The organism is Microcoleus sp. B7-D4 (assembly GCF_036705125.1).
GTDB lineage: Bacteria > Cyanobacteriota > Cyanobacteriia > Cyanobacteriales > Microcoleaceae > Microcoleus.
In genome coordinates, this window is the sequence record NZ_JAUBTT010000030.1 from 51,208 (window position 1) to 75,148 (window position 23,941).

15 protein-coding genes are annotated in these 23,941 nt (G+C 45.5%); 8 read left to right on the forward strand and 7 right to left on the reverse strand.

Going from position 1 to position 23,941, the window contains the following annotated elements; translation table 11 throughout:
- Positions 1-20 precede the first annotated feature (20 nt).
- Positions 21-1,298: an RNA-guided endonuclease IscB gene (gene iscB / locus QUB12_RS14280; protein ID WP_333142905.1), complete on the forward strand. Its 1,278-nt coding sequence runs from the start codon at positions 21-23 to the stop codon at positions 1,296-1,298.
- 31 nt (positions 1,299-1,329) lie between these two features.
- On the opposite strand, the gene QUB12_RS14285 is transcribed toward iscB, so the two are convergent.
- Complete coding sequence (locus QUB12_RS14285) at positions 1,330-1,482, reverse strand: hypothetical protein (protein ID WP_333300717.1); 153 nt, start codon at positions 1,480-1,482, stop codon at positions 1,330-1,332.
- 100 nt (positions 1,483-1,582) lie between these two features.
- Between QUB12_RS14285 and QUB12_RS14290 the strand changes: the two genes are divergently transcribed.
- The 4 genes from QUB12_RS14290 to QUB12_RS14305 all read left to right on the forward strand — a co-directional run bounded on the left by QUB12_RS14290 (position 1,583) and on the right by QUB12_RS14305 (position 6,091).
- The gene (locus QUB12_RS14290) at positions 1,583-1,948 is read left to right on the forward strand and encodes a hypothetical protein (RefSeq protein WP_333307220.1); all 366 of its coding nucleotides are present in this window, start codon (positions 1,583-1,585) and stop codon (positions 1,946-1,948) included.
- 582 nt (positions 1,949-2,530) lie between these two features.
- Positions 2,531-4,318: an N-acetylmuramoyl-L-alanine amidase gene (locus tag QUB12_RS14295; protein ID WP_333307222.1), complete on the forward strand. Its 1,788-nt coding sequence runs from the start codon at positions 2,531-2,533 to the stop codon at positions 4,316-4,318.
- A gap of 177 nt (positions 4,319-4,495) precedes the next feature.
- Positions 4,496-5,356, forward strand: a complete 861-nt coding sequence (murI, locus tag QUB12_RS14300; RefSeq protein ID WP_333142909.1) for a glutamate racemase — start codon at positions 4,496-4,498, stop codon at positions 5,354-5,356.
- Between the two features lie 180 nt (positions 5,357-5,536).
- On the forward strand, positions 5,537-6,091 hold the full coding sequence (locus QUB12_RS14305) for an NYN domain-containing protein (RefSeq protein ID WP_333142910.1): 555 nt from the start codon (positions 5,537-5,539) through the stop codon (positions 6,089-6,091).
- 573 nt (positions 6,092-6,664) lie between these two features.
- Here the strand turns inward: QUB12_RS14305 and QUB12_RS14310 are convergent.
- The 3 genes from QUB12_RS14310 to QUB12_RS14320 form a co-directional block, all read right to left on the reverse strand.
- Complete coding sequence (locus QUB12_RS14310; RefSeq protein WP_333307223.1) at positions 6,665-8,368, reverse strand: NAD(P)/FAD-dependent oxidoreductase; 1,704 nt, start codon at positions 8,366-8,368, stop codon at positions 6,665-6,667.
- A 105-nt stretch (positions 8,369-8,473) separates the two neighbouring features.
- The gene (locus QUB12_RS14315) at positions 8,474-8,698 is read right to left on the reverse strand and encodes a hypothetical protein (protein ID WP_333307225.1); all 225 of its coding nucleotides are present in this window, start codon (positions 8,696-8,698) and stop codon (positions 8,474-8,476) included.
- Positions 8,699-8,765: 67 nt separating this feature from the next.
- Complete coding sequence (locus tag QUB12_RS14320; RefSeq protein ID WP_333103436.1) at positions 8,766-9,509, reverse strand: hypothetical protein; 744 nt, start codon at positions 9,507-9,509, stop codon at positions 8,766-8,768.
- 493 nt (positions 9,510-10,002) lie between these two features.
- Here QUB12_RS14320 and QUB12_RS14325 point away from each other — a divergent pair, with 493 nt between their 5' ends.
- The gene (locus tag QUB12_RS14325; RefSeq protein ID WP_333307227.1) at positions 10,003-15,933 is read left to right on the forward strand and encodes an AAA family ATPase; all 5,931 of its coding nucleotides are present in this window, start codon (positions 10,003-10,005) and stop codon (positions 15,931-15,933) included.
- Positions 15,934-16,181: 248 nt separating this feature from the next.
- Here QUB12_RS14325 and QUB12_RS14330 read toward each other — a convergent pair whose 3' ends face one another.
- The 3 genes from QUB12_RS14330 to QUB12_RS14340 all read right to left on the reverse strand — a co-directional run bounded on the left by QUB12_RS14330 (position 16,182) and on the right by QUB12_RS14340 (position 21,540).
- Positions 16,182-17,369: a glycosyltransferase family 2 protein gene (locus QUB12_RS14330; RefSeq protein WP_333142913.1), complete on the reverse strand. Its 1,188-nt coding sequence runs from the start codon at positions 17,367-17,369 to the stop codon at positions 16,182-16,184.
- Positions 17,370-18,057: 688 nt separating this feature from the next.
- Positions 18,058-19,689 (reverse strand): polysaccharide biosynthesis protein, encoded by a 1,632-nt coding sequence (locus QUB12_RS14335; RefSeq protein ID WP_333142914.1) that lies wholly within the window; start codon positions 19,687-19,689, stop codon positions 18,058-18,060.
- A gap of 567 nt (positions 19,690-20,256) precedes the next feature.
- Positions 20,257-21,540, reverse strand: a complete 1,284-nt coding sequence (locus QUB12_RS14340; RefSeq protein WP_333142919.1) for a PilT/PilU family type 4a pilus ATPase — start codon at positions 21,538-21,540, stop codon at positions 20,257-20,259.
- A 650-nt stretch (positions 21,541-22,190) separates the two neighbouring features.
- On the opposite strand from QUB12_RS14340, the gene QUB12_RS14345 reads away from it, so the two are divergent.
- On the forward strand, positions 22,191-23,360 hold the full coding sequence (locus QUB12_RS14345; RefSeq protein WP_333142915.1) for a DUF58 domain-containing protein: 1,170 nt from the start codon (positions 22,191-22,193) through the stop codon (positions 23,358-23,360).
- Between the two features lie 218 nt (positions 23,361-23,578).
- The coding region (locus QUB12_RS14350; RefSeq protein WP_333307229.1) for a tellurite resistance TerB family protein at positions 23,579-23,941 on the forward strand (363 nt) is incomplete at its 3' end.

Consider the following 23,941-nt stretch of genomic DNA (forward strand, 5'->3'; position numbering starts at 1 on the left):
AGAAATTGAGTGATGCAGTAATGCGTACATTTGTCCTAGATAAAAACTTGAAACCTCTTGACCCATGCCACCGGGCACGGGCAAGAGAACTATTGAAAAAAGGGAGGGCTAAGGTTTTTAAACGCTATCCGTTTACCATTGTTTTACAGGATAGGATTCTCGAAGATTCGGTAACTCACTGTCACCGAATCAAAATTGACCCAGGTAGTAAAACTACGGGTATTGCCGTGGTTCAAGAGCAAACAGGTCGCGTCACGAACGCATTAGAAATTGCTCACCGAGGGCAACAAATTAAAGATACTCTCGAATCTCGCAGAACGCTCAGAAGAGGGCGTCGCAACAGAAAGACCCGTTACCGCCAACCCCGTTTTTTAAACAGAACCCGTAAAACAGGATGGTTGCCACCATCTCTTGATAGCCGTGTTGCCAATATTGAAACCTGGGTTAGGCGAATCAGAAAGGTCTGTCCCGTTACCGCCATTTCTCAAGAATTGGTGCGTTTCGATTTACAACAGTTCCAGAATCCTGAAATTTCTGGAATCGAATATCAAAGGGGCGAATTATTCGGTTTTGAAATTAAGGAATATTTACTGCAAAAATGGAATAGGAAGTGCGCTTATTGCGGTGCGACAAATGTTCCTTTCGAGGTTGAGCATATTCTCGCCAAGTCTAAGGGAGGAAGTAATCGGGTCAGCAATCTGTGTCTTAGTTGCCATTCCTGCAACCAAGCCAAGGGAAGTAAACCCGTTGAAGAATTTCTCAAGAAAAAACCTGAAATCCTTCAGCGGATACTAGCCCAAGCCAAGACACCTCTACTGGATGCAGCAGCCGTCAATGCTACTCGTTGGGAGCTATACAGAAGACTACAGTTAACCGGACTGCCCGTGGAATTGGGTTCAGGGGGACGAACAAAATTCAACCGCCAAACCAGGGGAATAGAAAAACAGCATTGGACTGATGCAGCTTGTGTCGGGGAATCAACTCCCGAAAGACTACTGCTAAATAGCGTGAAACCTTTGCTAATTAAGGCTAAGGGACACGGAAGAAGACAGCGCTGCGGAACCGACAGATTTGGGTTCCCCATTCGTCATGCACCGGCCCAAAAGTTCTTCATGGGTTTTCAAACTGGGGACTTGGTGAAAGCTAACGTCCTCACTGGAAAATATGCAGGAAGCTACACAGGCAGAATTGCAATTCGGTTTAGACCAAGTTTTAAGCTAACCGCAAGAGACAAATGTTTTGACGTGCATCCAAAACATCTGACAACTATTCATAAGGCTGATGGCTATGAATATTAGTCCTAAAAACAAGGATGCCCTGTCGGGCAACTTATTTATTGGCGACAATTTCCCAGACGCTAATCCGTTGGCGGTACTCGCGGAGCTCGATATATCCGCCTCGGTTATAGCGTCCGCCCCCTTGTCGCATTTTAGGTGGACGACTCATGGAGCAAAGTAAGTCTGCGTCTTTCTGTGATGTCATGTATCTACTGTTATTGATGGTTGCTTCTTTGAGAAGCTCAGAGATTGACACAATCACCAAGATAGTGTATCTTCTCTAACTGGTAGTACAGATCCAAGTTATGCAGTTAGTCGAAAGGCAAGTCATTAAACCAAATCACAGGTTTTACCCAGAAGCCGATCGATTGTCTTTGCTGTCCAACAAACTTTACAACTGCGATAACTACTATATCTACGGTCAAAACTTTTTCTCAGGTCAACTAACCAATGCTCTGGGTGTCTATCGAACACTCAAAAAGAGTCTAAAGTACAAAGCATTGCCGGCCCAAGTAACACACAAAACTCTCCCGTTACTGCTGAAAACATGGACTAGCTATCATAGTGTTAAATTGGCGGGCGCGATCGCGATCGCCCTACTAAGTTTCAAGCAGCACCGAAAATCCCTGACTAAAAAATCCAGAAAAAAAGAGAGCAGGGGCGATATGTAGTTGTATTCAACTGTCAATCTGTTAGCAAAAAAGTAGCAAAAAAGCTTTTCCCAAAGAATATGCCAGTTTGTCTGGGACTAACATTTGGCGGCATTGAAAAGTTACCTAAATCTGGGAAATCCGGATTGTTCCGGAGGTAAGTTGTTAAGTTATTGAGGTAGTTTAGGAAAAGTTAGAACAAAACGCAAGTGTAAAGCGGATTATAACCCTGACCGTAACGAGCTTCGCCAACATTAAAGAGCTATGAAACCCCTCCCTGGAAGATCGGTAAAATTCTACCTTCTAACTTGTACCTTCTAACTTCAAGAAACACCTTGTTTCTTGCTCCTAAAAATAAATACCTTCCCTTGTGCCAACAATCTTTCAGTCTGCTTATAACCGATCGCCCCCAAGTATACGGGAAAGTTCAAAAATGCCGGGATCTGGCATTTTGGAGCCTGTTAACGCATAAAAAAGTCAATTTAGCCAACAACTGACGGCCCCCGTGCCCCCGGTCTGCTGGCGGCTAACTGCTGAAAGCCTCTGAGGGCAAGCAGCGCCCTTCCAGCTTTTGGCAGTAACGCAAACGAGGAAAAAACTGTCGTGAAATTCCACTGGCTACTACCGAGTTTCTTAAGTGTATTTTTGCTCGCCGGAGCCGCCGAAGCAGCTAGACTGCAATCTTGGCGGTTTGATGCTTCAGAGAACCGGCTTTACATTACAACAGACGGGGGAGTACAACCCAAGGCTCAACTGATTTTCAACCCGACGCGGTTGGTAATCGACTTGCCGGGGACGAGTCTGGGCCGTCCCTCGGTCAGCAAACCGCTCTCAGGGGCGATCGAATCGGTGCGGGTAGGGCAGTTTGACAACGATACGACCAGAATTGTGGTCGAGATCAGAGACGGGTTTACTATAGACCCTCAGCAAGTAAAATTCCGGGGAATTTCTCCGAGCGAGTGGACAGTGGATTTGCCAACGCCGGTGCGGGGAGAAACTCAAAATCCGATTTCAGAGCCAGGGGGAGAAAGGTTATCGGTTGAACCTTCAGCATCCCAAGCCCAGTCTGGCGAGGCGACTGTAGTTCAGAACGTTCAGGTGACGGCGGACGGTTTTTTAGTCCGCACTGCGGGCGGTCGCCCCCAAATTAATTTTGAACAAAGTCGCGCTGGGGACATCGCCACCCTCGATATTGAAGGAGCGAGTTTAGCGCCGGGTCTAAGCAGCCAACAGCCTCAAACGAACGGCCAGCACGGGGTTGACAAGATTGAAGTCCGGCAACTGCCAACAGACCCGCCCGTTACCCGCGTGACTTTGCGGATGAAGAGTCCTAATACTCAGTGGCGGGCGTCTGTGAGCAATTTGGGCGGGGTTGTGCTATTGCCTGGAAGTGTAAGACAGCCCTCGGTTCCCCGCAGCCTGACTGTAGCTCCTCCGGCGAGACAAGCTCAAGGAAATTTAGCGAGAGTTCAGTCAATTGATTTAGCCAGTAACGGCACGCAACTGGTGGTGAGAACTGACCGCCAAGTCTCCTATACCAGCGGGTGGGATCAGGGGTCGAGAGCTTACTGGATCAGGATCGCCTCTAGTGTCCTGACGGGCGAAATTCCTCAGCTCGATGCCAACAGTCCTGTATCGTTTAGTGCCAGCCAAGAAGATGCGGAGACTGTGGTGGTTTGGGTGCAGCCGCGATCGGGGGTAGAGGTCGGCAGGGTGACGAGGCCGAACCCGCAGTTGCTGTCTTTGCAGTTGCGATCGAATGCTAGCGCGCAGCCTTTGACTCGCACTCCCAATTTGCAGCCTTTGCCGAGAAGGACTTTCGGAACCGATGAGTTGCCCCAAGCTTCTAACCGCCGCGCCGTAGTAGTGATCGATGCTGGTCACGGTGGCCGCGATCCGGGGGCAGTCGGGATTCAGGGCATTCAGGAAAAGGAGATTGTTTTGGATATCTCGCTTCAGGTGGCGAGGCTGCTGGAACAGCAAGGGGTGCAGGCGGTGATGACTCGGACTGACGACAGGGAAATCGACCTGGATCCCCGAGTTTCTTTGGCGGAACGGGTGAATGCTAGTGTGTTTGTCAGCATTCACGCTAATGCGATTAATATGAGTCGGCCGGATATCAATGGCATTGAGACTTATTATTTCAATAACGGCCAAGATTTGGCCAGGGTGATTCACGCCAGTATTTTGGAGGGGACGGGGGCGAGTGACCGCCGAGTGCGGCAGGCGAGATTTTATGTTTTGAGGAAGACTTCTATGCCTTCTGTTTTGCTGGAGGTGGGTTTTGTTACGGGTGCTGAAGATGCTGCTAGGCTTTCTGACCCAGCTTACCGCAGTCAAATGGCGGCTTCGATCGCTCGCGGCATTTTGCTTTATCTTCAACAAAGATAATGGGCAGTGGGCAGTTGACTGTTGACTGTTGACTGTTGACTGTTGATTAATGTTATTGGTTATCTGTTATTAGCCACTGCAAACGATTAACAAATGACAACTGCCAACTGCCAACTGCCAACTGCCAACTGCCAACTGCCAACTGCCAACTGCCAACAGATAACTAACTATTAACAAATGACAACAGACTCTGGACAACAAAGAATCGGTATTTTTGACAGCGGCGTGGGCGGTTTGACTGTTTTGACCCAGTTGTACCGACAATTGCCCAACGAATCGATACTTTATTTTGGAGATACGGCGAGGCTGCCTTACGGCACTCGCACGCCGTCGGAAATTGTGGAGTTTGTCCGCGAAATTATGGCCTGGTTGGTGGAACAGGATGTGAAAATGGTCATTATGGCCTGCAACACCAGTTCTGCTTTGGCGATGGAGATGGTGCAGGCTGAATTTGATATCCCGGTGCTGGGAGTAATTCTGCCGGGGGCGCAGGCTGCGGTGCAGCAAGGCAAGCGGATCGGGGTCATCGCAACTCCTGCTACGGCTGCTAGCAATGCTTATCGAAATGCGATTTTGGAGATGGACGATTCTTGCCTAGTTTGGCAGGTTAGCTGTCCGGCTTTTGTGCCGCTGGTGGAGCAAAACCGGATTCACGACCCTTATACTTGTGAGGTGGCTCGGGAATATTTGGCTCCTTTGATTCAGCAGCGCATCGATACGCTGATTTACGGCTGCACTCATTATCCGCTGTTGGCTCCTGTGCTTCGCTCGCTTTTGCCTGCTGGGGTGACATTGATAGATCCTGCGGTACGGGTGGTGGCTGCTGCTGCCAGAGAATTGGAGCTTTTGGGGCTGCGGAATCCTGGTACTGCGCTACCGACTCGTTTTTGCGTGAGCGGCCCCCCGCAGCAGTTTGCCGAGTTGTCGGTGCAGTGGCTCGGTTGTACTCCTGCTGTTGAGAAAATATCCCTGCCGACAGTTGTACGTAGCGAAGCGGGGCGTAAGCCATCGCCCGTATCGCTGGAATCTGCCGAATAAGCCGGAAAATTTATAGGTTAATCAAACCCCCCAAAACTCAGGTAAAGCTGGCTCTGGGGGGTTTAATTATTGCGATGTAACCTAGCCATTACACATCAATAGGTAATATTATTGAACAAAAGCTTTGATGAACAATGCAAATAATGTCCTATACGTGCTGGAGCTCTTCAGCCTTGAACCATGTCACTCTATGTATCACAAGCAGTTTTACTTGTAGACGGCTATAACATAATTGGACTTTGGCCTCGACTCCGAGAGAAGCGCGATCGCGACGAACTCGAAACAGCTCGCCGCGAGTTGATTGAGGTTTTAGTTAACTACAGCGCCGTTCAAGATTTTGAGGCCAGGCTGGTGTTTGACGCCCACTATCGAGATACTCCCAGCGTTAAAGAAATTATTACTAAAAATTTATCGGTGCACTACACTGACTTCGGTCAGACAGCAGATACTTATATTGAAAAATCTTGTGCTAGTTTGCGCTACGAGTTGCGATCGGTCAAAGGTAAAGGTCGCATGATTGTCGCCACCTCAGACCGAGCGCAGCAATTGACCGTAGTCGGCTACGGTGCCGAATGGATGTCCGCCGAACAATTAGCGGCTGACGTAGAATCCACTGCCCGCCGCAGCGAGCGCCGGCACAAATCCCGCAAACAAAATTCCAGTCGCTTTCTCGCCAGTTCCCTCGATCCAGAATCCCAGCAGCGCCTCGCCAAGTTGAGAATGGGGCTGCATTAGCTGCTGAAACCCGCTCGCTGTCTGATAAAAAAAAAGTTTCTCAAAGGCCTTGCCAAATCGAGTAAGTTCAGCTATTGTTAGTAAATGTGGGTAACAAAAACCCCCAATCCTCGGTAGCTCAGTGGCAGAGCGGTCGGCTGTAATGAATGCAAGCCTTTGGCATCAACCAAAAGCCCTAGTGACATAGCAGCTCTATCCGGTAACGGATACTGAAAAATCGGGTGAATTCAAGGAAACCGCAGCACTTCGGGTGGCGGCAATCTTGAGCCAAGTCTGGCGAAAGGCAGCGGTTGCGATCGCAAGTAGCCGGAAAGGTGCAGAGACTAGAGATGAGGAGCCTAACCAATAAATCTCATAGCGCCCGACATCCGACGACAGATCACAAACATGATTTGTAGGGATGATGAAATAGTCCACCCCCTTCGGAAACGTTGGGATAAGTGTAACCGATTGGTCGTAGGTTCAAATCCTACCCGGGGAGTTAGTAAAAGTCTGAAGTTGGAATTTTCCCGCTTCAGACTTTTTGTTTTTTAAGATTTGAGATGGTTTGGGGTCAAGCTTTCTGGTAGCGCCTTAATTCACATCGCTGTGAGTGTGAATTAACTCACCTTCCATAGGTATGGAAATATTCAACTTAGACAACTCCGGGTTTAATATCGCCTTGACAATACCAGAACTCACCATCACCTCCAAACAACCAAGGGCTTGATGAAGAGCTAGTCGAGCGTGTTGCACAGAAAAACGCTCCCTAAACACCAGCACCAACTGCCGATAAATTTGTTCAATGTACTGAGTGCGGCTCAAAATTTCAATCAGCAAACCATAGAAACCTGTAACAGGCAACCGCTGACCGTTCTTAACATAACACTTGATCCGGTTAATTTCACCAGCATTATAAACAGCTACAAACTCAACATCAGCCTCCACTAGGTCTAACTGAAACACATTGTACGCCGAAAGTAGCCAAGGAGCCTCCTGCTGCGAGAAGCGCTGCATCACCTGCTTAATTGAACTCAACTCAACTCCAGCAATCACAGCTTGACCCAAAATATCATTAGTAAATCCCCCTTGAGCCAACCACTGAAAAGCTTTTTCCGGGCTTAAATTCAACCCCGAATCCCGCGCAATTTCCCTTGAATGTTCTTGTAAATCAGTGAATTGACCGTTAGCAGCGTACCAGTAATCGGCGAACCGAATGTGCTGTTTAACTCTGCTTCGCTGATTGTGGTCATATTGAGATTTAAGCCAGTTGCTGTCGTGTTTCTGCTGCTCTAATGCCAAAATCGTGTAAGCCAATTCACGAGCGCCGGTATGAGCTAAAGTCATGCCCGCCGCTAAAATCGGGTCAGCAAAACCCGCAGCTTCACCCACCAAAAACCAATTTTCTCCAACTGTTTTATCAGCCAAAAATGACCAATCTTTTGTAGTTTCAATCTTTCCCGTACTGGTAGCATTAGCGATTAACTTGCTGATGCGGGCTTCGCTGTTGAGGGCTTCGGAATATATCTCCTCTGGCCGCTGTTTCATTTGCTTGTAATGTTCCGCAGGGCAAATAAAGCCGATACTGGTGCGAGTTGCGCCCAAGGGAATAAACCAAATCCACCCGTGACTCAAACTCATCACCTGTACGCGGGTGCCACCAACGCCAATTTCATCGGCCCATTCAGCGTTTGTCCAGTAGTCCCAGATAGCGATATTTTGCAACCGCGTCGGGCAGTGTGTTTCAATGCCTAACACTCGCCGCAGTACGCCGATGTGGCCGGAGGCATCGATGTAGTAGCGGGCTGTTATTTGTTCTTGCCGCAGTTGCAGGGCGGTAATGCGCTCGCCCTCTGTATCTACTTTAACAACGGGTGTTTCTTCTCTTACTAAGCATCCCATTTCTTCCGCGTGACGCAGCAAAATTTCGTCATATTTTGCTCGATCGACTTGGAAAGCAGTTTGCCGTCTCTGTCCCTCAAATTTAGCAGGACGCTGCTCATCTTTAAACTGTTCAGGCTTGATAAAATTAAAATCCCAAGGATGCGGATCTGTTCCCCAGCGATAGGTAGCACCGATTTTAATTGGGAAGTCTGCTGCTTCTACTTTGTCCCAACATCCCATTTCTTGAAGCACATCACTAATTTGAGGCAATTGACTTTCCCCAACGTGATCGCGAGGGAATTTTTCTTTCTCTACGATTAGCACGCTCAGATTGGGATTATATTTCTTTATCAGAGTGCCAGCAGTGCTCCCAGCGGGACCGCCGCCCACAATTACAACGTCGTAATGGCTCATATCCAATAGAGATAGTAGATGCTAATTTTGGGAATTGACGAGACAAAGGTATGACTGTTCAGCCTCGTCGGAATGAGCGAGGCTGAAATTTGTTTGCAACAGGTTTTATCCGACGGCTAGTTTTTCCTCTTCCGGGATATGAGAAGTGTGGGAAATATCCAAATTCTCAGTCCAAGTATGAGCAATATCCAAATTCTCAGTCCAAGTATGAGCAATATCCAAATTCTCAGTCCAAGTATGAGCGATGTCCAATTTCTCAGTCCAAGTATGGATAAGAGTCGGTGCGAGTTCATCGAGCGCAGTTGAAGAATTGCTGTTAACTTCTGACATTATGAGTCTCCTTGTAAGTAATAAATTTTGTCTGGTTCTAAGAGTTGAAAATTTTACATCGGGTAAGCTATGCAGCTTTTAAAGGTTGCAAAATCTCGCGAGGTTTGGCAAAAGGTTGCTCAAAGCTATGCGTTTTTGCATAAACCAGAAGCTCAGCCGTCAGTTCTGTGAAAACTTCAAACAAGTTCTCAACTATCTCAAAAGCCTCTTGACGGCTTTCAATAGTCAGTTGTATTGTTTCGCTGAATCGCCTCTGCTGAGGTAAATCCTTACTGTGGTTGTTTTCCACCTCCAAATGAAAGCAGCCAAAATAAAGAAGCTCCTTTTGAGTAATTGTTCGCAGTTCTTCGGCAATTGGTGCTGCCGTTGACAAGAACACATTACCAGTTGCTTCTATCACTTCCAGGATTGCTAACTTAGCGATCGGACTGGCCCCAAAAGCGGAGCGAAAAATTTGATGTGATACCCACCGCGAAGCTTTAGCTTCTTCATTCCAGAGAAAATTTAAAGCATCACTGAACTTAACCGCTTTGTTAATACCCAGTGTTTCCAAATCTTCCAAAAACCACAACCAGTGATGATCGTCTTCATAAGTATGATTGTTAACTATTACCTGAAGAGGATCGTTGGTTGGTTCTTCTCGGAACACATACTTGTTAAATTCACCAAAACTCATCACGAAAGGAGCAATGCAGGGAGCGAAAGCTAGGCGTTGTCTTGGGTTTATACTTTTGTCTCGCATAAACTCAAATAGCCCAGATTTAGCAAATTCGTGCTTCTTCTTTTCAATCAATGCTAGGACTTCTTCCATGGGGATGCACCTGATGATGGCAACATGGTAGCAAGTTGATCATTCTCAATCTATGATCTGAATCATGCTTGTTTATGATGCAGGTCATATTAGATTGTATTGTCGATCGCCTAAACCAATGTTTTCCAGCCCCGGGCGTCCCATTTTTTCTTGGTGACAAGGCTCAAAGCTAGAGCTAAACCTTGAAGTTATAGGGATCAGTCTGTCATGTGTGCGATCGGCATCACAGAATTTGTTACAATATTGCAATCAATTCGGTGAGGTGTCAGACCGTACATGATTAAGTCGGAGTTCAAACCAGATGTTCGGCTGTCCGTCCGGGCACTTTCAAAGTTTAGGCATCACGCTATCTAAAAAATCCCTGAGTAATTACTGATATTTTAAAGTATCCCCAATTACCCCATTTACAAAAAATACTTAAGTACGATCCGCCCGCGCTCCGATCGATATCAAGCGCAATGTTAACCCAAAACTTCGTCACAGAATAAAAACCATGAATGCACTTCCCGGTTACAAAATCACAGAAGTTGTTCAACTTGGTGTGAAGTCCATCATTTATCGCGCAGTCAGGGAATCTGATCGAGCGTCAGTTATTATTAAAACACTCAATACTGAGTACCCCACAATAGAAGAAATTACCCGTTTGAGACATGAATACAAAATTAGCTCGAATCTCCAACTCGAAGGGATTGTCAAACCCCATAGCTTAGAAAAATATAAAAACAGTTTCGCCCTGATCTTAGAAGATTGCGGCGGTCAATCTCTCCGACACCATCTCGCGGGTAAAAATATTAAAATTCAGAAGTTTTTGCCGCTGGCTATTCAAGTGGCTCAAACTCTCGGAGAAGTGCATCAAAACCAGATTATTCATAAAGATATAAAACCATCAAATATTATCATTACCCCAGATTTTCAACAAGTAAAAATCACCGACTTTAGCATGGCAACGCGCCTATCTAGAGAAGTCCACCAAAATAGCAATACCAGCGTGCTAGAAGGCACTCTAGCCTATATATCCCCAGAGCAAACTGGTCGGATGAACCGAGACCTCGACTACCGAACTGACTTGTACTCTCTAGGCATCACCTTTTATGAAATGCTGACCGGAGAGTTGCCTTTTAATTCAACCGACCCGCTAGAATTAATTCACAGCCACATTGCGGTGACGCCAGTTCCTCCCCATCAACTAAACAATGAAGTCCCGCAGATAATTTCATCTCTTGTCATGAAACTATTAGCTAAAAATGCGGAAGACCGATATCAAAGTGCCTTTGGAGTAAAAGCAGACCTGGAAAATTGTCTAACTCAGCTACAAACTACTGGCAAAATAGAAAATTTCATTCCAGGGACACTTGACAAATGCGGTCAATTTTTGATTCCCCAAAAACTCTACGGCCGCACACAAGAAGTCGCTGATTTGATGGCATCATTCGAGCGAGTCAGCTTTGGTAAAACAGAGATGGTGTTGGTAAGCGGTTACTCAGGCATTGGCAAAACCTCAGTTGTCAGTGAAATTCACAAACCAATTGTCAGGCAGCGGGGTTATTTTATAGCTGGCAAGTTTGACCAATTTAAGCGAGATATTCCTTATGCTGCACTGACTCAAGCCTTTGAGTCATTGATGCAGCAGTTATTAACAAAAAGCTCAGACGAGTTGGCAATTTGGAAAGAAAAGCTTTTGTCGAGGCTAGGTCAAAACGGTCAAATTATTATTGATGTTGTCCCTTCTGTCGAACTAATAATTGGTTCGCAGCCTGGTGTTCCACAATTGGGGCCGACAGAATCTCAAAATCGCTTTAATCGATTGTTCAAAGAATTCTTGAAGGTGTTTGCCCAAACAGAACACCCCTTAGTTCTATTTCTGGATGATTTGCAGTGGGCAGATTTAGCTTCCTTAAAATTGATTCAGGAATTAGTTACTGACCAGGATAGCCGATATTTTTTAGTGATAGGGGCCTATCGAGATAACGAAGTAAATTCGACTCATCCGTTAGTTCAAACTGTCGATAAAATTCAACAGACTGGTGCTGATGTGCATCACATTATCCTCCCATGTTTAGATTTGAGCAGCGTCACTGAGCTAGTATGCGATACTTTGGGTAATCAAACTGAAAAGTTAAAGTTTTTGAGCGAGTTAATTTTTAATAAAACTGGCGGAAATCCATTTTTTATAACTCAACTTCTTTCAACTATTCACTCAGAACAAATGTTAGTTTTTGATTTCCCTGTTGGTGCATGGCAGTGGGACATCACGGAAATTGAAGCCGCTGGCATTGCAGATTACAGTGTCGTTGAATTAGTTGCTCGGAATCTTCAACAACTGCCGGAGGAGACGCAGCAAGTATTAAAATTAGCGGCTTGTATGGGCAACCGTTTTAATTTAGAAAATTTGGCAATTGTTAGAGAAAAATCCGGTTCTGAAACGGCGGCTGATTTATGGGATGCACTTCAAGCTGGTTTAATTTTGCCAATGAGCGATGCTTACAAAATTCCGATGCTTGATGAGGAAATCGTGAAAACACACGGGAGGGGTGGGAGGCCCATCCCACAAAACAATCAAAATCATCCCGCAATTATGCAACGCTCAATTGATTACAGGTTTTTGCACGATCGCGTACAGCAAGCCGCCTATTCTCTCATCCCTGACTCCCAGAAAAAACAAACCCACTTAAAAATCGGCTCCCTGCTATTGCAGGGCGGGCACGGGGGCACCGCCCCTACGGCATCGGAAATAGCAGAAAATATCTTTGATATTGTCAACCAACTCAATATCGGGGTGGAATTTATCACAAATGATGAACAGCGATATGAACTAGCTAACTTTAATCTCATAGCAGGCAAAAAAGCTAAGAGTTCTGCCGCCTATGAAGCAGCACTCAAATATTTTAATGTAGGTCTAGAACTTCTACCAGAACAAGCTTGGCAGAGTCACTACGATTTAATAATGGAACTCCATACCGAAGCGCTGGAATCGTCCTATATAAATACCGATTTTGAGCTAGCGTTCCAGTTATCAGAAGTTATTATATTACGCGCAACAAATTTGCTCGAAAAAGTCAAGGTTTATGAGCTAAAAGTTAGTTTCTACTTTAATCAAAATCAATCCCAAGCTTCGCTAGATATAGCTCTAAAAGCTTTGAAAATGCTGGGAGTCTATCTCCCTCAAAAACCCACTAAATTAAATATTTTTATGGGGCTAATACGGACAAAATTAGCTGTGGGAAACAAACGGATTGAGGATTTAGCTGAGTTGCCACCAATGACTGACATTCATAAAATTGCGGCTATACGGATTTTAACGAATATGTGTCCGGCTGCTTCTGTAACAGCACCCGATATGTTCCCACTGATCTCCTTTAAGATGGTTATTCTTTCTCTTAAGTACGGGAATGCGCCGCTGTCTAGTCACGGGTATGGAAGTTACGGGCTGATTCACTGTGCAGTATTAGGTGATATGAATTCTGGATACCGATACGGTCAACTAGCCCTGGCACTTTTAGAACGATTCCACACCAACTTGCACAACTCTCAAGTTTCACTAACTTTTAATGGTTTTATCCGTCACTGGTCTGAGCAGGTCAGGGAAAGTCTTATCGGTTTACTTGAGGGTATTCAGAGCGGACTAGAAACGGGAGATATCAGTAATGCTTGTTATTGTGCGAGTTTTTACAGCAATTATATATTTTTGAGTGGCGAACCTCTGGATTCTGTGGAGACTAAGCAGAGTCAATATATTCAAATGTTGGTTAATTATCAGAATGAATCTATGATTTATAAAGCAAAAGTTGGGGCGCAAGTTGTCTTAAATTTGCAAGGTAAAACAAAAAATTCTTGCCTATTGACGGGCGAAAAGTTTAATGAAGAAACTATGCTGCCAGCATTAAGGGAGGGTCAAAATTATTTAGTATTATTTGTAGTGTTTTTGTATAAAACGTGGCTAAATTATATATTTAAAGATTATGCTATATCTGCTGAAAATGCGGTGACAGCATCAAATTATTCTGAGGGGGCGATGTCTACGATGTATGTTCCCATCCACAATTTTTACTATTCCCTAGCGCTCTTAGCTTTGTATCCCACAGCTTCAAAAAGCGAACAGAAAAAACATTTGAAAAAAGTTGCTTCGCTTCAGAAAAAAATGAAGCATTGGGCTTTGAACTCTCCGGGAAATTATCAGCACAAATATGACTTAGTAGAGGCCGAGAAAGCGCGAGTATTGGGACACTATGAAAAAGCGGCTCTGTATTACGATCGAGCGGTGACAGGATCCTCGAAGAATGAATACATCCACGAAGCAGCGCTAGCAAATGAACGGGCGGCAGAATTTTATCTAGCTAACGGTCGAAAAAAAGTGGCTGAGAGTTATCTGATAGATGCTTACTACGGCTATATTTACTGGGGAGCAACCGCCAAGGTAAAACATTTGGAGTCTGAGTATCCGATGTCTTTACCCCCTGCATCGGCGGCAAGACCCAGCGGCGATCGAACTATTACTAGCACTAATTATAGCACTAGCAGCAGTCACAGCAGTTTATTGGATTTGACAACTGTTGTTAAAGCATCTCAAGCACTAGCTAGTGAAATTGTGTTGGACAAGTTGTTAGAAAAGTTAATGAAAATGGCGATCGAGAATGCTGGGGCCCAAAAAGGTTTTCTCCTGATGCCCAAGAAAGGAAAATTGCGGATTAAAGCAGCGGCATCGGTGGAGTCTTCGGATGTTGCAGTTGAACAAGACCCTAGAGTATCTCCTGCAGAGGTTTTGCCAATAACGATGATTAATTATGTTGAAAAAACGCACTCTGATGTAGTTTTAAGTCAGGCTGCTAGGGAAGGTCTATTTACAGATGACCCCTATATTAAAAGGCAGCAAGTGAAATCTGCGCTTTGTACTCCTATTCTGAATCAAAGCAAACTCGTAGGCCTCCTTTATCTGGAAAATAATTTAGCTACTGAAGCGTTTTCTCCAACTAGGTTGGAGGTTTTAAAAATTCTTTCTTCCCAAGCTGCTATCTCTATAGAAAATGCGGTACTTGTTGCTAATTTGTCGGAGGCTAAGGAACAGTTGGAGGATTATTCGCGGACGCTGGAGGTGAGAGTAGAAGAGCGCACGCAGGAATTAAAGACTAAAGAAGCTAAGCTGCAAGAAGCTCAAAAACTGGCGCACCTCGGCAACTGGGAATTTGATTTGGAAGGGGATAAATTAACTTGGTCTGAGGAAGTATTCCGAATTTTTGGTCTTGACCCTAAACTACCAGAACCCACTATTTTAGAACATAGGAAGCAAATTCATCCCGATGACCTACAGTTGTGGTTAGAGGCAGTAGAGCAGATTAGTCGGTTAGGAAATCCTTGCGAGTATGAGATGAAAATTTTGCGCCCTGATGGAGCTGTCAGATATATTTATGTTAAGGCGCAAGCTATTTTTGATGGCAGTAAGGTGATTAAATTATTTGGGACTATACAGGACATTACGGATCGCAAGTTAGCGGAGGATGCTTTGCGACTGTCGGAGGGGCAATTGAGAGAAAAAGCGACACAATTGGAAGTTACTTTGTCCGAATTACGATCGACGCAGACTCAACTAATTCAAACGGAAAAAATGTCTTCTTTGGGGCAGTTGGTGGCGGGGGTTGCTCACGAAATCAATAATCCAATTAATTTCATTTATGGCAATGTTCTCCATGCTAACGATTATAGCTCGGATTTGCTGGGATTGATTGAGCTTTACCAGGAGTCTTATCCGAATGCTAATCCTGAGATTGTTGCTAAAACAGAAGATATTGACCTCGCTTTTATTCAAGAAGATTTGCCCAAAATTCTAAAATCAATGCAGGTTGGGGTCGATCGCGTTCGCAATATTGTGCTGTCGCTGCGGAATTTCTCACGCCTGGATGAAGCCGAGATGAAACCAGTGGATATTCACTCTGGGATTGATTCGACTCTGCTAATTTTGCAGCACAGGTTGAAAAAGGATGCAGTCGGACATGGCATTGAGGTAGTTAAAGAGTACGGTCAACTGCCGAAGGTAAATTGTTATGCTTCGGGGTTAAATCAGGTGTTTATGAATATTTTGAGCAATGCAATTGATGCAGTGGAGTTAGGAGTTGGGCGACCGGAGACAACTGCCAAACTAGAAAATCCTTTGTCTCCAATCTTTGAGCGAAAGATTGAGATTCGGACTGAGGTATGCGACCAAAACAAGGTGAGAATTTATATTGCTGATAATGGTCGGGGGATGACGGAGGAAGTACGATCGCGAATATTTGACCCTTTCTTTACTACAAAACCTGTGGGGCAAGGTACCGGTTTAGGGTTGAGTATCAGTTATCAGATTGTAGTAGAGAAACACGGCGGGAAGCTAATGTGCTTTTCCGCGCCCGGTGAAGGGGCTGAGTTTGTGATTGAAATTCCCGTGAAGCAGTGAACTTTTTTTAAGTTTTTATATAAGTTTTTTAACCGCCGATAAACGCAGATGAACGCAGATAGAATTGTATCTGCGTTCATCTGTGTTTATCGGCTGATATCAAATCCGTTAGCATCGGAATAGTAAATTCGAGTTCACTGTTCACTCTCAACAGTCAACAGTCAACCGTCAACAGTCAACAGTCAACATCATTCCGGTGTAACCGGAAATGATATGATATCTGCGGTTAAAAATTCTCAATCTAAATATTAAACATCGCGTTCTGTCCGCACCCATTTAGTTTGCCGCTTCAGGATAAAACCCAGGTACAAAGGGATTTTCCAAAGGATGTAAAAAGGTACAGATAAAAGAGTTGAGCCAGAAATATTCGCACGCCCAAATTTTGCCCAAGCGGCGACAATGGAAACTAAAATCAGCAATCCTTGTACTGCTAACAAGACGGCTGGAATTGGGGATGTTCCCAAAATGACTGCTAGTAAAGAGGCGGCAAAAGCAGCTAGCCAGATAGCGACTAAAAGCGATAGGGGAGGGACGCATAAGTCGAGGGCGATCGCCAATAAGTCAAAACGTTTTTGCTCGACTGAAGCTGCTGTCAGGCGGGGAGTTTGAGTTAACAATGTTTGTATGTGACCGTGTTCCCATCGGGTTCTTTGACTTGTGGCTGCTTGCTGCTGCTGTGGCAAACACCCGGTGACGTTTGCTTCGGGGCAGAATACTGTTGGATGTCCGGCGATCGCCAAATCCAAACTCATCTGCATATCTTCAACAATATTGCCGCTCGCTAGGGAAACCGATCGAATTATCGACCAGGGAAAAGCCATGCCTGTTCCTGTTAGTAAGGATGGGAATCCTAACTGTTTTAATCCGCTGGGACGGACTAAGTTTTTCACGAGAAAGGCTAAAGCAGAAATGGAATCTTTGGGGGTAGGATTGGGTGGCTGTTCCATTAAATAAGTCGCTTGTACGGGTCTTTGTTCGGCCATTGCCACCCGGGCTAATTTTTCTATAGAGTCTGGCTGACAGATGCAGTCTGCGTCAACCATGATTACTACTTCTGGGGGGTCTGATTCGATCGACTGCAAGCCAAAATCCAGCGCGTATCCTTTGCCCTTGCGTTGTGTGTCTTGGCGCTCGATCGCACTTGCACCGCAGTTACGGGCGATTTCTGCCGTGGCATCCGTGCAGTTGTCAGCAATCACTAACAGGCGGTCTTGAGGTGTTAGCTGTGGCAATATAGTGGAGATGGTGGCGGCAATTCCTGCAGCTTCGTTATAAGCGGGAATTAAAACTGCTACTTTGGGGCGGGGCGCTTTAGTTTCCGCTGTCTCGCCCTGGCCGGACAAAAAAGCTGCACTGCATTCTAGAAATAGAACTGCAACGGGAATTAGAAGGATCAGGGCGATCGCCCATAGCACAACATCAATCAATAGGAACATTAGCTGATTAATTTCCACAATTCTCGTACCTTAATTTAATTTTATTTATTGTGTTCATTGAGTTTATTGAATCTTATTGCACCTTTGTTAACTCACTGCGCCACGCTATCTAAAGTATCATCATATCATGCCCGCAAAAAATCACCCTTCTCACATTTGTTGTGAGAACTTAAGTCCTCCTAAAACTACTAGGACTAGCATCCTCACTACAAATTAATTTGATTGCGGTTGGGTGGCCACCAATAATATCATATCATGTCGATTCTGACAAGGTTAAGTCACTCAATTTAATTAAACATCAAACAAGCCCAGACTGGAGAAACCCGGTTTCTAAAAGAAACCAGGTTTCTGGGTGTTCTATTTTTAATCAACTAAATACTTAGTCGATGTTTAACATCAAATCCGGTTGCATCGGAATAATAAAATCGAGTCAAAAGTTAACACTCAACCATTCAGTTTTTCGACATCGAGTCAACTGTCAACTGTCAACTGTCAACTGTCAACAATCAACTGTCAACTGTCAACTGTCAACTGTCAACTGTCAACTGTCAACTGTCAACTGTCAACTGTCAACAATCAACTGTCAACTGTCAACAATCATTTCCCTCCTGCAACCGGAATTGATATAACTCATCCCCTGTGGGTGGGCACTCAGGAAGCAATCTCCCAACTCAAAACTATGTTCAAGCTACGCTGCATCGGGGATAGCAACAGGTTCAGATTTTTTGGTGGTGAACTGTGCGGGGGCCGCAAATTCTCTGAGATATCTCGACACGGATCGCAAATATCCCACTTCTGCTTGAATCAAATCCAGCGTAGAAAGACTCTCAACTAAGTCATCAAACTCATCTGCAGTAACTCCAGCACTGTGCAAGACTTCTTGGTTAAGTCGCCCGCAGATTCCTTGCAGGAGGAGTTCGATAATCTCGCTATAGTCAGCGATTTCCGTTCCGTAACCTTGCAATTTCTTCGGATTGATTCCCCACTGCAAAATCTTCAACAAGTCTTCAGGGGCACTCCACGCAAAAGAGGAAGCAATCACTTCTTTTTCCGCTGCGACAAGAGCGTGCTTGATTTGCACTTCGGGGAAATCTGGATCGATGATTAAGCTCTCCAGCTTCGACACTTGTTTATCTAACACGCCCAAAGAAAAAGGAGCTAATTCTACAGTCACCATGTCGCCAGTATCGTTCACACTTCTAAAAGGATCTTCCAACACATTAATTAGGAGGTGAATGTCGGTAGGCTTTTTCCAGTCAAACTGTCCAAGGAAAAACGGTTCTTCGTATCCCGGCAAAAGTCCTTGAAAATAAATCGGCAGATTTTTGCCTGATTCAAGAATTTTATAAAGAGCTACTTCCAAAGTTTCTGTCGGCCAACCGAGATTACTTACGGCAACAAATTTGAGTTTTCCGGGAACGGACACAACCAGAGAATTCAGCAATAAATGTACGGCTTCGATAAGATTTTGAGCAGTTACGTAGCGGTGGGGAGCGTGAACGTTCACAGTTTTACCTTGCTCTACTTTTTTGGACATTTGCTCGCAGAACAAGCTATTTTCCAACATATGAGTAAAGCGAACCATCCCGTAAGTCACATCTCCTTCTTGAGCTGCTTTGGCAAATTGCCATTCGGCAAACTTCTTGGAGGCGGCGTAAACTTCGGTTGTAAAATATCGAGATGTTTTGCCTGTGGAAGAGAAGATGCAGTGTTCTACGCCGTATTCTTCGCAGAGTTGGATGATGTGTTTACATCCTAACAGGCAGGTTGTAACTGTTTCTCGGATTTTGATTTCAGCTAGTCCGGGTTGGCGTTGGGCTGCTAGGTGAAAAACAATTTCTGGTTTTTCTACCTCAAATATGTGTTTGAGCGCCTCCAAGTTGCGAATGTCGGCGGCATAGAAAGTTACAGCACCTTCTCTGGTAAAAAGCGGGAGATTTTCTTCGGGGTTGTGACATCGGGCGTTGTCAGCGGAAATGATTTTAGTTGCGCCTAATTCGAGGAGTTTTTCGATTAAGAAACGACCGACACATCCTTCTCCACCGGTGATGAGGATGGTTTTTCCGTTGATTTGGCTGCTGACTGCGGATGCGTATAGGTGAATAGTGCGACCGCGCACGTCGCTAAAAGGTTCGCTTTCTAATTGTCCGTCGGCTTGATAGGCTGCGATTAGCTGTGCGGTGAGAGTTTGTAAGGCTGCGAGGATTTCTGGATCTTGGGGTTCCGGGGAACCGGGGGGAACTAGCTGCTGGATGCGCTCAATTATTTCCGCTTTGCTGGCACCTTCAAACAATTCTCTTTGGTTAAATGCACTCTTCACTTTTTTTGCTCCTTTAAATTCTAGAAATACGGTTGCTGATAAGCGCGTTGTTAAACAAATTTTAGAGGGACAGAATCTTTAAAAGTCTGCTTAGTTTTAGGATTTTTTCGACGGAAAGCTACTTGATCGGAAAGACACGCCCTCGGCTCTGCTTGTAGTTTTATTAAGCGCTTTTTTAACCTGCTTACTTTTGCGATCGGCAAATATCGGCAAAGTCGGAATGTTCTCTGTCCAAAATTGGTCACTACAACTATATACTTAAATGGTTGAGTGTTGGCAATACTCGGAACATATCTTTACTATTTCTTTGCAATAACCTGCGAGTTTTCACGCAATTTTAAAGTTTATGTAAAGTAGGGTCTAGGTTTAAAAAACTTAACAATACACTCGGCATTGATTATAGCATTTTACTATTTAATGAAAATGTATTTTTTGTTACTAAATAAAGGGAGATTTTAAGTAAAAATACGCATGAAAGCCCTCATCAAATATTTTCGTCTGCTGAAAATCTTGTTACTTGATGGGTGGGGTAGTCCTGCTGTGCCTACCCCTGTATGGGTGCTGCTACTAGGCGCGAACAATGCGTTCTTTTTTGCTGCCTTCAAAGCCACGAGCGTCCCCAACATCGTAGCCTCCTGTTCGCAAGCGACGGTCTAAATCGCTGGCTTCGGGAGAAGTTTTGGCTGCTTCTTCGATCGTCACTCTGCCTTCAAGCACGAGTTTGTAAAGACCCTGGTTGATAATCTGCATTCCTTCGTAAGTATCATGCTCCATTAATCGGAAAGCTTCATCATCAGCACCTTTCATCAAGTAATCGTGCATGGCAGGTGTATTCACCAAAATATCGTGAACTGCTACTCGACGGTTGTCAACTGTTGGCAGCAAAAGTTGGGCAATTACCGCCACTAAAGAATCGCAAATTTGAATCCGCATCGCCTGTTGTTCCTCGGGCGGGTAGAGGTTCAACAACCGGTTAATAGCGTTAATGGCGCTGCGAGTGTGGAGAGTTCCCAATACTAAGTGACCAGTTTGAGCGGCTTGCAACGCTGTATTGATGGTAACGCGATCGCGCATTTCCCCGATCAGAATTACATCTGGATCTTCCCGCAAAACAGCCCGCAAAGCCTGCTGAAACTCGTGGGTATGCAAGCCGACTTCCCGCTGGCTGACCAAGCATTTTTTTGAAGGGTGAATGAATTCGATCGGGTCTTCAATTGTAACTACGTGCTTTTGCTCCATCTGGTTGAGGTGGTCGATCATCGCAGCTACGGTTGTCGATTTCCCCGAACCGGTAGGCCCCGTAACCAATATTAATCCCTGCGATCGCAAAATGATATTTTTGAGAACTTCTGGCAACCTCAAGGAATCGATAGTAGGTATTTCCAAACTAATCAACCGCAATACTAGGGCACCGCCGCTGAGAGAATCAAAACAGTTTAGCCGACACCGCACGAAGCCAGGGTAAAAAATTGCTGAGTCTAATTCCTTGGTAGTTGCAAACTGTTTTCGCTGTTCGGGGGTGAGAATTTCGGCTAGGTAATGTTCAAAAATTTCTGGGGTTACTTTGGGGTGGTTAGTTGCTACTTGCATCACGCCCCGAATCCGAAATCGAGGTACTTGGCCGACTCGGATGTGAATGTCGGAAGCGCTCGCTGCATGGGCATCTCTGACCATTTGTTCGATCGTACTGACGGGTGTCTCGACAGGCCGCTGCTGCTGGGCTGCGGGGGGCGCACTCGGCGCAGGTGGAGGCGGCGCGGGAGTTGCAGCCAAGGGCGGGGGCGGGGGCGGTGTTCGTCGGCGGCCTTGAGCCTCTGGTTGAAGGGGTGTAGGATTGTTTAATGGGTTCATTTTTTGGTCTCCAGTCAATCGATTTTAGATTTTAGATTTTAGATTTTAGATTTACTCGACAGATTAATCTGGGAGCTTGAACTAAGCTCTAAAATTGGGGTATCTCCACAAAGCGAGTGTTGGGGCTTGTATCCGTTGTTGGGCGCGGTCAATGTATTAATTGCGAAAAAAGGCCCGATTTCTAATTTTATCGCTCGCAGCTAATTCGGTGTTAAATGCTGAGAATATTTTACAATTAGGCTTGATGGGGCGATCGAGTAATTAACAATTTCAACTCCTGTCAGTAACGAGCGGGCTAAAGCCACTGAGCTTGTAAGAGAGATCAAGCAAGCTGTACTGACCCGCCTAAGTCTTAGCTGACTACGTTATTTAGGTCATAACACCGGTGAATGCGACGCTAGTTTTCCGCTCTGTTGTTTACAGTTAAACAGTTTTAAAGTCCCTGAAACAGTGCTGTAAGCCGAACAAGCCTTTATAACAGTGGCAAAGCGAACATTACCCCGAAAGGGAGATTGAGGCAGCCATACCTCACCGGGGAGGCAACCATACCTCTCCAACCCCGAAAGGGGATTCAAGGCGATTGAAATCGCCGGGTCGTTTTCCTCTCAGGACTAAAGTCTCGCTCGTTTCCCACTTACCGAACTTTTTTTATGAACATCGGTCACAAAATCGCCGACTGGCTCGAAAATCGTGCTGTTACCCCTGCCTACGCGGGTTGGCTACTGTCGGGGATGACGGTTTTCTTTTTTGGGTCAGCGACTAATACAATGTCTGGGTGGCTGTACGTGCTCAGCGGTGGGGGTTTGGCGCTGTTGGGAGTAGCGGCGGTTTTGCCGGGAAAATCGCTCCGTTCGCTGGAAGTCCGTCGCCGCCCGATCGAACCGGTGAGTGCGGGCGATCAAATCACCGTCGAACTAGAAATCGAAAATCGCGCCCGCCAACCTAAGACTTTGTTGCAAGTGATAGACATCTTGCCGTTTGTATTGGGAGAACCGGTTGTCCGCCCGATCGAAGTCATAGAGCCTAACAGTATATACAGGCATACATACTATCTGGAAGTCCGGCAGCGCGGCGTCTATCGGTGGCAAGAGGTAAACTTGAGGACGGCGGCGCCTTTAGGGTTGTTTTGGTGCCGACGCAGCCGCCCAGTCAAAGCGGTGGCGGTTGTGTATCCACAAGTTTTGCCGTTGAGCACTTGTCCTTTGATCGATCGCATCGGTCAAGAAGACAGCCCGCAATTTTACAATCGTAGTCGATCGCAAACTGCTACCGAAGGCCTCACCCGCAACCTGAGACCTTACCGCCACGGAGACCCCACCCGCCTGATTCACTGGCGCACCAGTGCCCGCTACGGAGAACTGCGGGTGAGAGAGTTAGAAGTTGCAGCCGGGGGTCAAGAAATTATTATTGCTCTCGACAGCGCTGCGGCGTGGCAGCCAGAAGAATTTGAACGAGCCGTGACAGTAGCTGCGTCTCTTTACTTCTATGCTAGCAAGCGCCTGTTAAACGTCAAACTTTGGACTGCCGGAACTGGACTCGTATCGGGGAACCGGGTAGTTTTGGAAACTTTAGCGGCGGTTAATGCTGGGGAAGATGCGATCGATAATCGGTCGAAACTGCCGATAATTTGGTTGACTCAAAACTCTGCAAGTTTAAGCACTCTTTCCCCTGGCAGCCGCTGGGTGCTCTGGCCGTTGGCAACTGCTGAAACCGGCGACAAAACGTTAGTCAAACACGATTTACCGGGTTTGAAAATTCGCTCTGACCGACCGTTAGAACTTCAGTTACAAGATACTCTGGAAAGAGCGATTAATTATTAAGTAAGATAGACCACGAAAAAACCTGTGAAAGAGCGATTAGTTATGAAGATAGACTTGATTAATCTAAAAACTAAAGAACCATGATACACTACAGGAGTGTAATTCATCAACTTAAGGGTCTTACAGGGCCTGGCAATTGCTGGGCAAGTTAAGAGCAGCTTAGATTACTGTGACTCCGGTCATAAACCTCATATCTCATTCACCAAACAGGAGAAAAAATGACTTTCTGGGAGAAATTAAAGCAGAACGTATCACAAATCAATGATTCTCTGCAAACCAATATTTCCAAGTTTAAAAACAATGATTTTGCTGATGCCTCAATGGCAATATGTGCATTGATTGCTGCTGCTGATGGCACTATCAATACCGAGGAAAGACAAAAAACGGCTGCTCTAATAATTTCCAATCAAACACTCCAAATTTTTCCGGCGTCGGAGTTGAAGCAAAAATTTGATTTTTATTGTGAGAAGCTATCACAAGACTTCGATTTTGGTAAAATTGAGGGTAAGGATTCAGGTCTGAAATTCGGGAATGAGGTCAGGCATAGGAAAGTAGTCACAAGAATGGGCAGAAAGAGCCTC

Bases quoted from the DNA above. Each gene is read 5' to 3' on its own strand.
- iscB (WP_333142905.1), top strand. From the start codon at position 21: ATGCGTACATTTGTCCTAGATAAAAACTTGAAACCTCTTGACCCATGC.
- QUB12_RS14285 (WP_333300717.1), bottom strand. From the start codon at position 1,482: ATGACATCACAGAAAGACGCAGACTTACTTTGCTCCATGAGTCGTCCA.
- QUB12_RS14290 (WP_333307220.1), top strand. From the start codon at position 1,583: ATGCAGTTAGTCGAAAGGCAAGTCATTAAACCAAATCACAGGTTTTAC.
- murI (WP_333142909.1), top strand. From the start codon at position 4,496: ATGACAACAGACTCTGGACAACAAAGAATCGGTATTTTTGACAGCGGC.
- QUB12_RS14305 (WP_333142910.1), top strand. From the start codon at position 5,537: ATGTCACTCTATGTATCACAAGCAGTTTTACTTGTAGACGGCTATAAC.
- QUB12_RS14310 (WP_333307223.1), bottom strand. From the start codon at position 8,368: ATGAGCCATTACGACGTTGTAATTGTGGGCGGCGGTCCCGCTGGGAGC.
- QUB12_RS14315 (WP_333307225.1), bottom strand. From the start codon at position 8,698: ATGTCAGAAGTTAACAGCAATTCTTCAACTGCGCTCGATGAACTCGCA.
- QUB12_RS14320 (WP_333103436.1), bottom strand. From the start codon at position 9,509: ATGGAAGAAGTCCTAGCATTGATTGAAAAGAAGAAGCACGAATTTGCT.
- QUB12_RS14325 (WP_333307227.1), top strand. From the start codon at position 10,003: ATGAATGCACTTCCCGGTTACAAAATCACAGAAGTTGTTCAACTTGGT.
- QUB12_RS14330 (WP_333142913.1), bottom strand. From the start codon at position 17,369: ATGTTCCTATTGATTGATGTTGTGCTATGGGCGATCGCCCTGATCCTT.
- QUB12_RS14340 (WP_333142919.1), bottom strand. From the start codon at position 21,540: ATGAACCCATTAAACAATCCTACACCCCTTCAACCAGAGGCTCAAGGC.
- QUB12_RS14345 (WP_333142915.1), top strand. From the start codon at position 22,191: ATGAACATCGGTCACAAAATCGCCGACTGGCTCGAAAATCGTGCTGTT.